The following is a 16664-nucleotide window of genomic DNA, read 5'->3' on the forward strand; positions in this document are numbered from 1 at the left end:
GGTCACGACTCCTTATTGTTTCTGATTCCATGAGGACCAGAGATGCCCAGCAAGCTGCTGATAACCTTCTTTGGTATAATGCGTGTGGTCAGAGAACAGCTTGGATGAGATAACCCCTTGCATGTTCACGTAATTCACAGGCTGACTCGCAAAAAATGCATCTAACTTCTTCAAGTTGTCGATATACCCTGGTGTTGTAATATAAGCTTTGGACAAGTCATCATTAATGCCTGACATGAAAATTAGGGTCTTCTTCCCCTTCTGATGCTCGAAAATGCGATTCATCATGTACACATTAGGATTGTTCTCCGTCATGTCGAATGGTTTATCGATAAATCCACTCATGTACTCGGGTTTCTTGAGTAGCTCTGCTAAACCTTCCTTCTCATACCAAGGTCTCGTATCCCCAAGCACGTCATCTGGCTCGATGCCTTTCGTAATTCGATTATAGGCAACCTTCAAATCGTGATGGATAAAATCACGGTACGCATACATCGGCACATGATTCCACACATTGCGAGATAAATAGTCCGTAAAGCGAGTCCATGTACTGCCTTCCTTATAACCATTTAGCTTAAGCTGTGGCAGCACGTGCTGGAATGATGTTTGGTCCGCGTATTTCAGATCATTTTTCAGCCAAAAAACAACCGGTGGGTCAGGAGTACGAGCTACAAAACTAGAGTATCGAACGTCCATGATCACGTTATCGGTCGAGATGTTGCGTTCATCTAACTTAAGCAGCAATGTGTATATATCGCCAGATTGCATAGCTGGAATCGATAGATTAAATACCGCAGGTCTTGATGATTCATCCGGATGTGACTGCTTAATTTCTTGTTCGATAAAATAGGACAGCGAATCACCCGAGCGAACTGGCGTGCTGAATGTTACAGAGTCTCCAAGAATGATAATGTAATCTTTCAGATTGTTCTTCTTAATGTCAGCTGCCATTGCATCAATGACCACATCAACATTGCGCGGATTATCTTTAAACAAGTTATAATCCATGCGGTAATGATAGAGACGATCAAGCGAGTACCACGAACTAATCCCCCACTGTACAAGCAGGAAGAACACGACGATGTAGATGCCGCTAATCAAACTCTTTCTTGCCGTTCTTACTTTGGATAGCTTCATTCTTGCAGTTGCTGTTTGAGGTGGTGCAATTGTTGGCTGTTTCGTAATCGGGATCTGCGGAATCGCCATGTCTCATTTCCTTTCAACATCAATCATCAATATAACTGATTTTATTTTATTTTCTGATAAATTGTCTACAAAAAAAGAACTATTCTCTTGTTTAGACACAAAAGAGAATAGTTCCTTGGATTATCTTCGATTAGATAAGGTTTTTGAGCTTCTGTTCTAATAGGTCCTGATCGGTAATCGGCAAGTCTTCAGTCACTCGAATTAAAGCCCACTTTTCCTGATGATCGCATGCCTCTTGTGGCTGCAAGGTTTGAAGTGCACCAAGCGATTCAAGCTCTAGGATAATGTCATTCGTATAGCACTCGAACGACACGTTATGGTCTGGATAAGTCACATTGATATCGTGATTGTGGTACTTCACGAACAAGCTGTTGTTCTTGTAATACGCCGCCCAACCTGCTTCGTTGTTCGTTCCTAGCTTGAAGGAGTCTTTCTCAGTCGGGTCCTGCTGAATGAAGATGAACTTATCGCCCCAAGTAACACGCGGGTCGTTCATCTTGCTATACGGCCATAGGGATACGATACGATTCGGCAAGAAGCCTGTCTCACGCGATGTTTGCGGAATAATCGCAGTTCCATCCGTTGACATGACTGTGATCGCCCATGGTGCAAGCTCGATTGGCCAAGCATTCACATTCACAATCTTGTGATCAATCGTGACTTCGCCAGTTGTAGGGTTCATCTGAATCGTAATTGTCTTCTGTACACCGTTCCATTGTTCAACATCAGCAGTAAAGATCGCACCGTTCTCGATAAGTTCATAACTTACAGGATTGTTGTCTGGGTAGTACGTACGTGGTGATGCCTCAGGGCTTGTCCATAGTCGATGACCGCCGTACAGCTTCCAGCCTCCACCGCCGAATACGTCGAATTGTTCGCCGTCTTGTCTAATCTTCGCTTCTGTATCTTCAAGTAATAGGTTCTCTTCGCCATTAAATCCAAATCGAATAATGCGAGGTCCAAGGTCTAACGTTACGACTAGCTCTACTGTGCCGTTCGTTAGGAATAAACATTCGCCCCACTGCCCATACGTATCTTTGGTAATTATTGTATTGCTCATGATGAAATCGCTCCTTCCATGATTGCGCTTACAGATATGAGTGTGCGCTTAAAAGTTTGGGTCACTACAGAGAAAAAAGCACTTCCGGTCGCTGTCTCAATCGTGAATTTTGAATTTATTTTATGGTTGTTTCACGATTTCAAAGGCGAACACTTCGTTCCTACAGTGCATTTTTACTCTTCCGTTAAACCTTTAATCTCACACTTAAATAGTATACGCGAATCTGGATTCGCTGGGAAATAAAAAAGATGGCAACTGAGTTACAGGATGAAATCCTGACTCGGTTGCCGTCTTAGTTCAAAAGAATAATTAAAATTTAGAATTTCTCGGATACTAGCTTCGCTTGTGTGAACAGCATTAGGTAGTCGCGACCGCCGGCTTTGGAGTCTGTACCGGACATGTTGAAGCCGCCGAATGGGTGTACGCCTACAAGTGCGCCTGTACATTTACGGTTGAAGTACAAGTTACCACAGTGCATATGGTTGCGTGCATACTCCAAGTGCTCTCTGTTGTTCGACAAGAACGCACCTGTTAGACCGTACTCTGTGTTGTTGAAGATGTCGATTGCATGCTTGTAGTCTGTTGCTTTGCAAACGGCTAGAACAGGTCCGAAGATTTCTTCGTGCATGATTTTCGCATCTTCCGCACAGTCAGCAAATACAGTTGGCTGGATGTAGTAGCCATTGCCTTCTGCTTTGTCTCCACCTGCTACTAGGCGACCTTCGCCTTTGCCGATTTCGATGAATTCAAGCACTTTATTATAAGCATTAACGTCGATTACTGGACCGTTAGGAGCATTCTCTTCTGCTAAACCTACGCGAAGGGCTTGTGTCTTCGCAACAACTTTCTCCAATACTTCATCATAGATGTCTTGGTGTACGATTGCTCTGGAACCTGCGGAACACTTCTGTCCTTGGAAACCGAATGCGGATGCTACGATTGCTGTTGCTGCTTCTTCTGCGTCATATGATGCATCAACGACTACTGCATCTTTACCACCCATCTCAGCCACTAAACGCTTCATCCACTTCTGACCAGGTGCTTGCTTCGCGATACGCTCATTGATGCGAAGACCCACTTCACGGGAACCTGTGAAGGAGATAAAGCGAGTGCTATTGTGGTCAACTAAGTAGTCACCAATTTCGCTACCGGAACCTGGAACGAAGTTGATTACACCTGCAGGAAGACCGATCTCTTCCATAAGTTCAACGAATTTCGCTGCGATGATTGGAGATGTGGAAGCTGGCTTCAAGATGACTGTATTACCCGATACCAACGCTGCACAAGTCATACCTGCCATGATCGCAAGTGGGAAGTTCCACGGTGGAATAACTACACCCACGCCTAGTGGAATATATGTTAGACGGTTGTCTTCTCCATCAAGTGCTACAAGTGGTTGTGGCTCTGCATAACGGATCATCTCACGGCCATAGAACTCCATGAAGTCGATAGCTTCCGCCACGTCTGCATCTGCTTCGCCCCAGTTCTTACCTACTTCGTATACGAGCCATGAAGCGAACTCGAACTTACGACGACGCATAACTGCTGCTGCTTTGAACAAGTAGCCTGCACGTGCTTGCGCGTCTACAAAACGCCATGTTTCGAATGTGTGAAGTGCTGCTTGCATCGCTTGCTCAGCAAGTGCTTGATCCGCTTGGGATACAGCACCTACCAATTGATCCAAATCGCCTGGGTTGATGGACTTAATGGAACGTTCAGTCGTTACCTTCTCGCCACCGATTACAAGCGGGTAAGATTGACCTAATTGACCTTTAACTTTGCGAAGCGTGCTTTCCATTGCTTCCTTGTGAACTGGGTTTGTAAAATCTGTGAATGGTTCTACACGGTATGGAGTAACTGCCATTGATATTTCCCCCTAAAATTTTATTAAAAAATGTATGTTAACCAAAGTTAGCTCTGAATCGCTAAACGGAGGAAAAAGATGCACTGGAAGGCGAATTGAAAGAGCGAAAACTCCTTAAAATCAATTCAAATTTCGCGATTTCACTGGAGCCTGGAAGTGTATCTTTTTCCGCAGTGATGTAACTTTTTGAACAACTACATGACCTAAAATTATCTTTTGAACATGGATTTAAGAACGAACCATACGTTAGCAGGACGCTCAGCCAAGCGACGCATGAAGTAGCCGTACCAATCATTGCCGTAAGGTACATACACACGCATCGTATAACCATCGTTTGCAAGTGACTTCTGTTGCCCAACTTTAATGCCATAAAGCATCTGGAACTCAAACTGAGAGTTCGGGATGTTATGCTTCTTCACGAACTGCTTCACATGATTAATCACATTCTCGTCATGTGTTGCGATAGCCGCATAGTTGCCATTCATAAGATGCTGCTCGATGATTTTATTATAGTTCGCATCCACATCAGCTTTGCGTGGGAATGCCACTTCAGCAGGTTCTTTGTACGCTCCCTTTACAAGGCGCAGGTTCGGCTTCACTCGGTTCAATGCTTCGATATCCGCCTCACTCTTATATAGGTAAGCTTGAATCACAATACCGATTGTCTCGCCATACGTCTCGCGAAGTTCGTAGAAAATATCTAGTGAAGCTTCGTTACGCGCATGGTCTTCCATATCTATCCGTACAAAATTTCCATACTGCTTCGCACGATCCAAAATTTGACGCATGTTGTCCATGCACAGCTCTCTAGAGATGTCTAAACCAAGGGAAGTCATTTTCAAGGATAAGTTCGACTTTACTTTCGCTTCATGAATGGCATCTAAGGTGCGAATACAACAGTCCGTCCCGTGAAGCGTCTCTTCCTTCGTTGACACGAATTCACCGAGGTGATCCAGTGTTGCAACAATACCGAGCTTATTGAGTTCTCTTACCGCATCGATTGCCTCAGCAATTTGCTCTCCAGCTACGAAGCGACTCGCTCCAAAACGCAAACCATACTTCTTCGCTGCGCGATTTGCTAATTTGTTTTTGGATAAGAAGAGAAACGTATTTTGCAGTAACGCTTCCATGTATTAATTTTGCCTCCCTCATTCAGAAAGTGTCAGTTTTTAAACAATTATGAATGTTTTGATTAAATTATAATCATAATTATGATAACTGTAAACACTTACATTCAAAATCATAAAAATATTCTGAAAACATTTAGGTCATGTTGGGAATTGAACTTTTATACGGCGTTATATATACTAGAATCACTATTTATACGGATAATTTAGAAGATTTAATCTCACAAATGATAGGGTGGTGACGTAATGTTCGACACAATGTCCAAAATGAAGTCATTTATGTCCGCTATTCTCGCTGGCGTAAACGATGCGGTTACCGTCGTCGATACGGAAGGAGTGGTTTTATATTGGAACGATGCTGCTGAACGTACATATGGAATCACAACTCAAGAAATTGTGGGACAGCATGTCGGTCATTTTTTTCAAAAAGAATCCGTTATGCTCTATCAAGTCATGGAAAGTAGAAGTCCCGTTCATCAGGTGTATCACGAACCAAGACCCGATATGCATGTGATGATTAATGCACTTCCGGTCTTTGATGACGATGGCAGCTTGCTTGGGGCAATTTCAATTGAACAGAACATTTCGCAATATGTGCAGCTCAATGGTGAGCTTTATGATAAGACAAACAGTGAACAGCTTAGCAGTTCTGGGTTTCCTTTTAAAAAAGAAGAGATCGATGCAGTGTCCGACCTTGGTCGCCTCAACTTCCCTCTACTATTAACAGGTGATTCAGGTGTCGGTAAACGGGCCCTTGCCCAGTGGCTATCTCGTAGTAGTGGTAAAAGCAGTAACTTCGTTTCGATTAGCTGCAGTTCTGTTCCGGGTGGATTAATGGAGTCTGAATTGTTCGGTCTAGAAGGTGGTGTATTGAACGATAATGCAACAACCCGTACTGGTAAGCTAGAAGATGCGGCTAGTGGCTCTGTATTCCTGAAGGATCTACACGCGCTGCCTCCAAGTACCCAGGAAAAATTAGCACACGCGATCAGTACAGGAGAATTTACTCGCGTTGGTGGCTCCACTCCGGTTACGATGAGTTGCCGTATATTCGCATCCGTGCCGAGTGATTACGAGCAATTAGTTGAATGCGGAGATCTACTCAAGGAATTATTCTATGCGTTCCAAATTAAACATGTGCCTTCACTCGCACAGCGCAAGCATGACATTCCTGAACTCAGTCGAATGTTCTTACAGGATGCTGCAAGGCGCATTGGCAAGCCAGTTCCGATCCTAACTGCAGAAATCGTCACAACACTCACTTCATTCGACTGGCCGGGCAATATGCCACAGTTCAAACATGCGATGGAGCATATCTTGATCGCTTCGCAAAACGGAGTTGTCACGATGCAAGATCTACCTCCTACTATTAAGGTAACAACGCTCACGAACCTCACGGAGCAGTCTATGCCACTGAACGTGCAAGCCGATCAGATCGAACGCGCCCGAATTAAGGAAGCTCTAACGGTTACAAAAGGTAATAAGTCCAAGACAGCGCGTTTACTTGCGATTTCTAGAGGGGCGTTATACTACAAGATGAAGCAGCATAATTTAGAATAAATAAAGCCACTTTTCACATAATGGAATCGACCATTAAGGAAAAGTGGCTTTCATTTAACAAGGCTAAAGTTACAACCTTGTCATTTGATAACGGGTTCTCTAAACGGTATAATGGGTTCAAAAATACAATCTCGGATAGGAGCGTTTATGGTTACTAACTTTTTTCAAAGTAAAGAGTTCAAACGGCTGATCATCCTAATCGTGATTGCCGCCATGCTGTATGCGATACGTGATATGCTCAATCTCGTACTCATTATGTTCATCTTCACGTTTCTCATGAATCAACTGCAGAAGTTCATCACTAAGAGACTAGACAAAATCGTCAAAATTAATCCGAGGATCATCGTTGCCATACTGTATATTGCATTCGTCACCTGCTTCGTACTTGTCATTATTAAGTATCTACCGGTCATTATTGAACAGGTTAACCAATTAATTGCGCAAGTGAAGCTGTTCTATGCACAACCGCAAGACAATGAAATCGTCAATTACATCATTACCATGACGAAAGACATGGACATTACGAAGTACCTCGATCAAGGTGTTGGCATTGTTGTTCAGTATGCTACCAACATCGGTAAAGTCGGCATTCAAGTGTTTATTGCGCTTATTCTAAGCTTGTTTATTCTTTTAGAAAAAGAACGCATTATCCGCTTCACATCTCAATTCCAAGATAGTAAAGCATCCGCGATCTATGAAGAACTTGCTTACTTCGGTCGCAAATTCGTTAATTCCTTTGGCAAAGTTATAGAAGCTCAATTCGTAATTGCTGTAGTGAACTGCATTCTATCAGTTATTGCACTATGGTTTATGGGCTTCCCACAGCTACTAGGACTAGGAATCATGATCTTCTTACTCGGTCTCATTCCGGTTGCAGGTGTTGTAATCTCCTTGTTCCCGCTCTGTACGATTGCTTACAGCATCGGCGGATTCATGCACGTGATCTACATCCTGATATTTATCGCTATCATTCACGCACTTGAGAGCTATGTATTAAATCCGAAGCTCATGTCTGCAAAGACGAACTTACCGATTTTCTACACCTTCATCGTGCTGATCTTCTCCGAGCATTTCATGGGCATCTGGGGTCTGATCATCGGTATTCCGATCTTCATGTTCTTACTCGATGTACTTGAAGTTGAGAACAAAGATATCGGTGGACATTAATAAACTTAAAGCTAAGATTGATGCTATAATCGAGTAACAGCGCAGATTCAGGCGTTCGTTACTCGATTTTTTCATTTTTCATGAGAATTGTATAATTTGTGTATTCTTTCAAAATCCATTGTCAAGGCTCACATTTGCGTGTATCGTTAACTTTAGAACAATCGTTCAAATGTGTGGCCATTGCAAGAAGGGACTTCCTAATATGGTGAAACGACGCTATGACGGGGATCAGGCTCAGAAAGACATCGCCGAACATGCTAAGATTCTTTTTTCACACAAAGGCTATGCTGCCACATCCATTGACGATATCTCTAAAGCTGCAGGATACAGCAAGGGTCATATTTATTATTTTTACAAAAATAAAGAGGCTCTGTTCGTTCAATTAGCACTCGCCACTATGCAGGAATGGGGAGAAAAGTGGGAACTAACGTCATCCAAGCACACAACAGCAACAGTTAAACTATACGCGATGGCACACTATGTACTACACCACTACAAAACTCCACTATTACGTGCTGGACAGGAACTAGCTGCTGATCCGAAAACCAAACCCGAGACCGTGCAGCAATTGTATGGACTTGCAGTCACACCGATGAAAGCTTACAGCGAGATCCTGATTGAAGGGGTGGCAAAGCAAGAGTTCAAGCCCATCAATATCGAGGAATACACCCTGCTACTCAGTGCTTGGCTCGGTGGGTTGTGTCACTATATCGGCAGTATCGAGATGGATAAGCTGGAGGGCATGTTTGAAGAGGCAATGCATACTATGCTAGCTAGAATCGCCATGCAGCATACTTAGCTAGATGCATACCAGATGGATACATGCTGATTTAGAGCGGTTACTCCGCTCACCGCGCATAAATTAGAACGATTGTTCAATTCTTTTGAAAAAGTGAGGAGATCTTATGTCCATATTGCTTGCCATTGCTGGGGGAATTGGTGCCTTGATCTGGGGAAGTATCGGTCTTATGTTCATTCTAAACGTTCATCGCATTGGCGTTCTGAATCGTACCTCTTATCAGATTGATGACCCGGCTCCCCCACTTGTCTCGGTTGTGATCGCTGGACGCAATGAACAGAAAGCGATTGAACGTTGTATTGAATCTCTAATGGACCAGACTTACCGCAACCTCGAGATCATCGTCGTCAATGATCGCTCCACAGATGCAACAGGAACAATCCTTACACACATGCAGACGAAATACCCCTTACTTCAAGTCATCACCATTGATGAACTACCTCCAGACTGGCTCGGGAAAAATAATGCCCTGTATCAAGGGACGCTCCGTACGAATGGCGAATGGTTGCTGTATACCGATGCTGATATCCTGTTCACCCCAACCTGTTTGGAGAAAGCACTTGCCTACTCCATACATAACCAATTGGATCACCTTACTCTAATACCAGAGTTCAGCGGGACACATCTGATGTCTAAGCTCTACGCCTCATTCATCTTCTTGAGTGCTTCTTCCTTCGGTATGTTGTGGAAAGTAAAAGAATCGGGAACGAAGCAAACACTTGGTGTAGGTGCATTTAATTTGCTTAAGCGCTCTGTCTATGATGAGGTTGGTACACATGCAGCTATTGCCATGACAACAACCGATGATGCTAGACTCGGGCAGCTGATTAAGCAAGCTAATTTCCGCCAAGACGCAATCTATGGTCGTGATCTAGTATCCGTATGGAATTGGTATGAGTCCACTAGTCAACTGATCCGTAGTGTTGAGAAATCGGTGTTTCGCTTCGGAAATGCAATCGCCGCGACGATCTCTTGCATACTGCTGATGATCTTTCCGTATGTTGGATTATTCGTTGGGACTTCCCTGTCTAGAATCTTATGCGGCATCGCCGTCTTCTCGATCATCACGATGTACGCGGTATATGCTCGTTATGCGAAAAGCGGCATGTGGTACGGCATCGCCCATCCACTAATTGCATGCCTGCTTATTATTGGTGCCTTACGCGGGGCAATCTTGACTTCTATGCGTGGGGGAATGACTTGGCGCGGCACAACTTACGATACGAAGAACTTGAAGTCTTAACAACAACTACCTCAATAAATCGTTCGCCATAAATAAAAGGTAGCATAGGCTTCCCAGCCCGCCCAACCTGTTGAAAGTCCTCGAATCTCTGCGATCGAGGGCTTTTTTTCGAGGTTTAAGAGTTGCTTGATCGCGTTATGTAGACCGACATCTTCAATTGGAAAAGAGTTCAGGAACCGCAAACAACGCATACACACGTAATTGGCTGTCCAAGGTCCGATACCCCGAATTTTCACGAGTTCCTTCTCCGCAGATTTAAGATCCGTATGCTGAAGCAATTGATCTTTAGAGAGACTCCCCTCACTCATGAGCTTCGCTACTCCGATGATATACTCCGCTTTGCGAGTTGTTAGTTGCAAGGGTGTAAGATCGTTCACTTCCAATTGTGCGAGCGTTTCAGGCGTTGGGAACGCCCACAGGGTATGTCCCTCCCACTGGCAGCTCGTACCGAACTGCTCGACGAGTCTTCTTTTTAGCGTATAGGCAAATGCTAGATTAATCTGCTGCCCGAGAATGCCCCAGCACAACGCTTCGAATAAATCTGAGATGCCAAGGATACGCAACCCATGGAAATCAGTAACGACGTTACGTAGAAGATCGTCCCCTCTCGCCTGCTCATAGAAGTTGTCCAGGTCTGTATCAAGATCGAACCAATCGGTAACGTATTGTTTCACGGTGTTTAGTTGTTTGGGTGATAATGGATGTCTACTACGAAGTTTGATATGCAACACATGATCGTCCGGACTATTTACTTCAGCAATGACGTAGGTATCCCCTACTGGGATCATTCTAATTAACCGTTTGTCATCAATCACATACATACATTCATTCGACGAACGCGCTAAATACCCGAGGTTGATCGTGTAGTTGAACGGTTCTTGAGGTTTGATTGTTAAATGATGCTCGTGTGGCATCTCGCCCTTATCTATTACAGGCCGTGAATCTTTCATTATCCTCGCCTCCCCATTCATCTTTATCTTTATAGTGTATCTCGGAATAGCAAGAAATCACATTTCAAATCTTGCGGTTATAATCGGAGTGCAATAGATCGTGGTATAATTTGTAATTATATATCCGGAAAATAGGAGGTATATACATACGATGAAATGGCGACTTTTCGTTGGCATCATGATTACCGCATTTATCCTGCTTACAAGCTGTACGAGTAAACCAACCGATGCTCCACCTAAACAAGATTCAACTTCCTTTGTTTATATGGATCAACAAGGGGAATGGCTGGCTACCTACTCTGTCTTTAAAGTGAAAACCTCTTACTTTGAATCACTCTATTTACAATACATCGGGGAAGATCGTGGCGCGAAAATTGGTCCAATCGAGTACAAACTAGTCGGTGAAGGGATGGAATGGGCAAGTCAATATCCACAAGATCTACAAGGCGTGAGGAGCTTTCACACTTCATCGGAAATTAACGCAGACATCCTACCGCATAAACCTACCAAAGATAGCAACTTCAAGCTTGAAATTAAGTACCAAGGAAAATCAGCCAATTTTACACTGAAAGCAATGCAAACTTCGCATTCTCAATAAATTGGTACCCAAACAGGAGACCTCCACATGAGCACAACTATAACCTTTTCCAAACCAAAAACAATCCTCAACCCTGCAAGTGGTTACTTAGATGGATATACACACACGCTTAATCCATATTCGGGATGCTCGTTCGCGTGTTCGTATTGTTATGTGCGGCAGATGCCAATTGCACTGTTTCACGAAGGAGATTGGGGCAATTGGGTTACGGTAAAAGAAGGAGCCGCCGAAGTGCTGCGCAAAGATTTGGCTAAGGCCCGTCGCAAAGGTGAAGTGACGATCTTCATGTCTTCCAGTACCGATCCGTATCAACCTGCTGAATATGAGCAGCAAGTGACACGCTCCCTACTCGAAGTAATGATTGAATCCCCGCCTGACTTCCTGTTTGTCCAGACGCGCAGCCCGCTTGTTACGAGAGATATCGATCTATTGCAAGCTCTTGGTGACCGTGTACGCGTCAGCATGACGATAGAGACGGATCGCGAAGATGTTCGTCAGTCGTTCACTCCTTCCGCTCCCCCACTGGCAGCACGGTTCAAAGCGCTCCAGCAGATCGTGCAAGCAAACATTCCAGCGCAGGCGACAATTGCACCGGCGCTGCCGTGTACGGAACATTTTGCACAGAAATTAAGTGAGATTGTGGATAAGGTCTGCTTAGACGATTACTTCATGGGTGATGGAATGAAAGGGAAACGAACAGAGCGGATTGGTGTACGCGCCATTTATGAACAAATGGGGTTAGATGAGTGGTACAACCGCGATGCGTATAAGAAAGTGCTAGAGCAACTACAGATGTATTTTACAGAGGATCAGATCGGCATTAGCCAAGATGGTTTCAAACCACAATAAAACCCGCCATCTCCACAAGGCGGGTTTCTCTCATTTATTTAACGGTTATCAATAGTCTCGGGGTACATATCGTGATTAAACAGACGCTGACGCGCCACATCTTCCCACGCTGTTCCTGGCTTGCCATAGTTGCAGTACGGGTCAATACTGATCCCACCTCGCGGTGTAAACTTGCCCCACACTTCAATATACTTCGGCTCCATCGCTGCGATCAAATCATCCATAATCGTATTGACGCAAGTCTCATGGAAATCACCATGATTGCGATACGAGAACAGATATAGCTTCAGCGACTTGCTCTCAACCATATTCACATCCGGTACATAGCTAATATATATCGTTGCAAAATCGGGTTGTCCTGTCATCGGACACAAGCTTGTGAACTCAGGGCAATTAAACTTAACAAAATAATCGCGATCCTGCTTCTTATTCACGAAAGTCTCTAAGATATTCGGATCGTATTCGTACGTGTACTGCGTGTTCTGGTTACCCAGCAAGGATAAACCTGCGATGGGTTCTTGATGATGATTAGGCATATAGGCTGCCCTCCTAGTTTTGTTTTTACAGAGGAGGAGATTACGAACTCTGTTTGGGTTATGAAACACCGCATTTAAGCGGCTATCCCATTATAGCACCCCTAATCAATCTTTTCATTCTTACTAGGTTAATCCTACCAACAAGTGGTATCATAAATAGACAAGTTACACTTATTTTGAAGGATGAAAGGGGATTATATACCCATGAGTTTAGAGCATTTGAAGGCGGAATTAATGGAACGTTTTATTTCCTATGCAAAAGTCGATACACAATCAAGTGATGAGAGCGAGACTTGCCCATCCACACCTGGTCAGCTTGCATTTGCCAATCAATTGGTTGAAGAGCTGAAGCAAATTGGCATGGAAGAAGTAACGATCGACGAGAACGGTTATGTGATGGCTACTCTACTTTCCAATACGGATCGCGATGTTACAACGATTGGATTCCTCGCGCACGTAGATACGGCTACAGATTTCACAGGGGCTAACGTAAACCCGCAAGTCATTGAGAGCTATGAAGGCGGCGACATTGTTCTTAATCAAGAGCTAAATGTGGTACTTTCACCGAAGAGCTTCCCAGAACTAAGCAATTATCATGGTCATACACTCATTACAACAGACGGTACAACCTTACTTGGTGCTGACGACAAAGCTGGCCTTGCAGAAATCGTGACAGCGATGGCTTACTTAATCCAGAATCCTGACATCAAGCATGGTAAAGTGCGCGTTGCCTTCACACCAGACGAGGAAATCGGCAGAGGACCGCACAAGTTCGATGTAGCCGCATTTGGTGCGACATATGCTTATACGATGGACGGCGGCCCACTTGGTGAATTGGAGTATGAAAGCTTCAATGCAGCTGGTGCGAAGATTACGATCAAGGGGTCGAATGTTCACCCAGGTACGGCAAAAGGTAAAATGGTGAACTCCGCAAAAATTGCGATGGAACTAAATAGCCTCCTTCCAGTCGAAGAAGCACCTGAGCATACAGAAGGCTATGAAGGGTTCTATCACTTGATCTCGATCACGGGAACCGTTGAAACAACGAAGCTGTCTTATATTATTCGTGACCACGATACAGATAAATTCGAAGCGAGAAAAGCGAACCTGACACGTATTGTTGGTGAGCTGCAAGAAAAATACGGCAAAGACAACATCATCCTAGAAATGCGCGATCAATACTACAACATGCGTAATAAGATCGAGCCTGTAAAGTTCATTGTTGATATTGCCCACCAAGCGATGGAATCACTTGGTATTACACCAATTACAAAGCCAATTCGCGGTGGTACAGACGGTTCGCAGCTTTCCTATATGGGGCTTCCAACTCCGAATATCTTTGGTGGCGGCGAGAACTTCCACGGTAAATTCGAGTATGTTTCAGTTAACAACATGATTAAAGCGACAGAAGTGATCGTTGAAGTGATCAAGCGCTTCGAGCAACAGGCAGATAAATAAGGAAAGCATCCTATTCGAGTGTTCTTGAGCAATGAGGAAGGGAGATTCTCATGCGTCTGAAACAAGATTTCCATGCATTCATCACCGTTCGCGGAGCTTGGCTGCTGATGATCACCTTGTTCTTATATGGTATTGGAACGGGTATCCTAGCCCCAATGAACGCGATTTATATGCAGGATTCAATTGGTCTCACGAAGATACAGATCGTCACGGTATTCGCCACCTCATTGCTACTCAACATGATTCTTACGATTACAGTTGGACTGATCAGTGATAGATTTGCAAGTAAGAAGCCCATTCCGATCGTTGCTTCGATCCTATGTATGATCGGGATTGGGCTGTATATGCAGGCTACGAGCTTTGTACCTGCTTTAATTGGGATGGTGCTGGCTACCTCTCCTTCGGGGATGATCTTCGGTCAGCTATTTGCGCTAACGCGGAATCATTTTCAAAGATTAGCCCCACAAGTGGTGGAGATTGCTCAGATTTGGATGCGTGCCACGTACAGCGTTGGATTCTTCACGGGACTTCTGCTCGGTGCGAATCTGTTCTTAATCGGAAGCTTTAAAGCGGTGTTATGGGGTAATATTTCGGGTTATGCGGCACTACTTATCTTGTTACTCTTCTACAAAGAAATCACGATCCGTGTGGAGCACAAATCGGCTACTGCAAATGGCGAAGCTTTCTCACTCGTCATGCTGCTCGCCCTGCTTCTACTCTCTTGTGCGGATGCGATTCGAGGATTGTACCTACCGCTTGTCGTACATGAATTATTCGGTGATCCGAAGATCATGTCGTATGTATGGAGTACGCAGGCCGTGTTCGAGCTGTTGTTCATGACAATGGCTGGATATTGGGCAGCGAAGTATGGAAGTAAGCCTGTTATCTTACTTGGCGGAGGCTTTGCTCTGATCACGTATATCACATATACACTCAGCCCTTCACTTCCTGTTGTGTTCATGATGCAACCGCTCTACTCCTTATTCGTCTCGATCCTGTATGGAGTTGGGATGGGATATGTGCAGCGAATGTTCATCCATCGCACGGGGTTCGGCTCTAGTCTGTATGTTGCGATTTCCCAAACTGCATCGCTTATTGGTTACTTTCTGCCGCTCGTCATCGATGGGATTACACCGACTATTTTTGCCATACCGGGAGGACTTGTTCTCTTATCCTTGATCTTAATGGCAAAAGTCATCTACACCGAGCGACGGACTTCTCAGTCTCGAGGAACTGCAATATAACTCTACACCCATAATCAATCCCTATAATGGACATATTAACTTGGACAATGAACTTTTCCAGGAGGGTTATCATGGACAACACGCACGATTTTGTAGAGAAATTGCACGATACACAGGCCAAAGACGAGAAGAATCGTCAACACACGAAGGATCCTCAAGCAAACAAGACACAGAACAAGAAGCACAGCACGAACAAATAACAGATTCGGTTGCGGAAAAAGGCTCCATGCTTGCGGTCACATGACCTTATGCATAGAGCCTTTTTTACATATGAGGATTCAATTCAATCTAAGATCATTAATGGTAAATCTTCGCTTGCTTATCCTTCGGTTCTTCTGTCATCATACCGTGAGCAAGTCGCAAGAAATCCTGCGCTTTCTCAACATCATCTTGATCTGGCAAAAGACCATACCCCGCTCCACTTAGCAGCGAGTACACTTCGATACGCTCGGGTAATTTGCCAAATGCTTGATAAGCGAACACAAGACACATATTCATATAAGCACGAATGACGTTCGGCTCATCCTCAATGAAAATTTTCTTAATTACATAAGAGGACTCCGTCCATTGTGCAATTTGCAGCATCATGGATAGATTCATATTCATCTTGTTAATTGCGACCGACAATTGCTCAAGCAGAATGATCGGAATCGTCTCCGACTCGTCTTCTAATAGATACGAACTAAGAGAGCTTGCGATCTGACGCTTCACATCCGCAGCCTGCATCACTGAGCCCATGCTATCCGCAATGTCCACCCAATTCCGATCCAAACTCTTCCGAATTGCTTCTTCTGATCTTGCTTCAAGCGATAGCTTGTAATAATCCTGAATCACATAATCGATCGATTGTTGAACTTGCCGCTGCCAATTTCCCTGATGTTCATGACTTTGTGACTGCTTACGATGAAAGCAACAAGGACAGCGCACGAATTGCTCCAAATCATGATCATGCATAATGAAATTAGTAGGTACTGTGATTGCTGCCCCTGATACTTCCATGTCG

The 16664-nt window shown here is 44.2% G+C and carries 16 protein-coding genes; 9 read left to right on the forward strand and 7 right to left on the reverse strand.

Features of this window, described 5'->3' with window-relative positions:
- Positions 1-12: 12 nt before the first annotated feature.
- The 4 genes from NV379_RS11190 to NV379_RS11205 all read right to left on the reverse strand — a co-directional run bounded on the left by NV379_RS11190 (position 13) and on the right by NV379_RS11205 (position 5260).
- Positions 13-1206: a hypothetical protein gene (locus NV379_RS11190; RefSeq protein ID WP_258207396.1), complete on the reverse strand. Its 1194-nt coding sequence runs from the start codon at positions 1204-1206 to the stop codon at positions 13-15.
- Between the two features lie 130 nt (positions 1207-1336).
- On the reverse strand, positions 1337-2266 hold the full coding sequence (locus NV379_RS11195) for a hypothetical protein (RefSeq protein ID WP_258207397.1): 930 nt from the start codon (positions 2264-2266) through the stop codon (positions 1337-1339).
- A 316-nt stretch (positions 2267-2582) separates the two neighbouring features.
- Entirely contained in the window at positions 2583-4130 is a 1548-nt protein-coding gene (gene pruA / locus NV379_RS11200) for an L-glutamate gamma-semialdehyde dehydrogenase (RefSeq protein ID WP_258207398.1), read from the reverse strand.
- Between the two features lie 209 nt (positions 4131-4339).
- Positions 4340-5260, reverse strand: coding sequence for a proline dehydrogenase family protein (locus NV379_RS11205; protein ID WP_258207399.1), 921 nt, complete (start codon positions 5258-5260; stop codon positions 4340-4342).
- Positions 5261-5503: 243 nt separating this feature from the next.
- On the opposite strand from NV379_RS11205, the gene NV379_RS11210 reads away from it, so the two are divergent.
- The 4 genes from NV379_RS11210 to NV379_RS11225 all read left to right on the forward strand — a co-directional run bounded on the left by NV379_RS11210 (position 5504) and on the right by NV379_RS11225 (position 10026).
- Positions 5504-6817 (forward strand): sigma 54-interacting transcriptional regulator, encoded by a 1314-nt coding sequence (locus NV379_RS11210; protein WP_258207400.1) that lies wholly within the window; start codon positions 5504-5506, stop codon positions 6815-6817.
- A gap of 147 nt (positions 6818-6964) precedes the next feature.
- Entirely contained in the window at positions 6965-7984 is a 1020-nt protein-coding gene (locus NV379_RS11215; protein ID WP_258207401.1) for an AI-2E family transporter, read from the forward strand.
- Between the two features lie 202 nt (positions 7985-8186).
- The gene (locus tag NV379_RS11220; RefSeq protein ID WP_258207402.1) at positions 8187-8783 is read left to right on the forward strand and encodes a TetR/AcrR family transcriptional regulator; all 597 of its coding nucleotides are present in this window, start codon (positions 8187-8189) and stop codon (positions 8781-8783) included.
- Positions 8784-8889: 106 nt separating this feature from the next.
- The gene (locus NV379_RS11225) at positions 8890-10026 is read left to right on the forward strand and encodes a glycosyltransferase family 2 protein (protein ID WP_258207403.1); all 1137 of its coding nucleotides are present in this window, start codon (positions 8890-8892) and stop codon (positions 10024-10026) included.
- An 11-nt stretch (positions 10027-10037) separates the two neighbouring features.
- Here the strand turns inward: NV379_RS11225 and NV379_RS11230 are convergent, their stop codons facing one another.
- The gene (locus NV379_RS11230) at positions 10038-10940 is read right to left on the reverse strand and encodes a DNA-3-methyladenine glycosylase family protein (protein WP_258207493.1); all 903 of its coding nucleotides are present in this window, start codon (positions 10938-10940) and stop codon (positions 10038-10040) included.
- A 187-nt stretch (positions 10941-11127) separates the two neighbouring features.
- Between NV379_RS11230 and NV379_RS11235 the strand changes: the two genes are divergently transcribed.
- Positions 11128-11574 (forward strand): hypothetical protein, encoded by a 447-nt coding sequence (locus tag NV379_RS11235; protein ID WP_258207404.1) that lies wholly within the window; start codon positions 11128-11130, stop codon positions 11572-11574.
- A 27-nt stretch (positions 11575-11601) separates the two neighbouring features.
- Positions 11602-12423: an SPL family radical SAM protein gene (locus NV379_RS11240; protein ID WP_258207405.1), complete on the forward strand. Its 822-nt coding sequence runs from the start codon at positions 11602-11604 to the stop codon at positions 12421-12423.
- A gap of 38 nt (positions 12424-12461) precedes the next feature.
- Here NV379_RS11240 and queF read toward each other — a convergent pair whose 3' ends face one another.
- Positions 12462-12959, reverse strand: a complete 498-nt coding sequence (queF, locus tag NV379_RS11245; RefSeq protein WP_258207406.1) for a preQ(1) synthase — start codon at positions 12957-12959, stop codon at positions 12462-12464.
- 204 nt (positions 12960-13163) lie between these two features.
- Between queF and pepT the strand changes: the two genes are divergently transcribed.
- The 3 genes from pepT (at position 13164) to NV379_RS11260 (ending at position 15861) form a co-directional block, all read left to right on the forward strand.
- Positions 13164-14417, forward strand: coding sequence for a peptidase T (pepT, locus tag NV379_RS11250; RefSeq protein WP_373426105.1), 1254 nt, complete (start codon positions 13164-13166; stop codon positions 14415-14417).
- Positions 14418-14467: 50 nt separating this feature from the next.
- Positions 14468-15661, forward strand: coding sequence for an MFS transporter (locus NV379_RS11255; RefSeq protein ID WP_258207407.1), 1194 nt, complete (start codon positions 14468-14470; stop codon positions 15659-15661).
- Positions 15662-15732: 71 nt separating this feature from the next.
- Positions 15733-15861 (forward strand): DUF4023 family protein, encoded by a 129-nt coding sequence (locus tag NV379_RS11260; RefSeq protein ID WP_258207408.1) that lies wholly within the window; start codon positions 15733-15735, stop codon positions 15859-15861.
- A gap of 97 nt (positions 15862-15958) precedes the next feature.
- On the opposite strand, the gene NV379_RS11265 is transcribed toward NV379_RS11260, so the two are convergent.
- Positions 15959-16660 carry a hypothetical protein gene (locus NV379_RS11265; RefSeq protein WP_258207409.1) on the reverse strand — a complete coding sequence of 234 codons (702 nt, stop codon included), beginning with the start codon at positions 16658-16660 and terminating at the stop codon, positions 15959-15961.
- Between the last annotated feature and the right edge of the window lie 4 nt (positions 16661-16664).

Source organism: Paenibacillus radicibacter, assembly GCF_024721995.1.
GTDB lineage: Bacteria > Bacillota > Bacilli > Paenibacillales > NBRC-103111 > Paenibacillus_AM > Paenibacillus_AM radicibacter.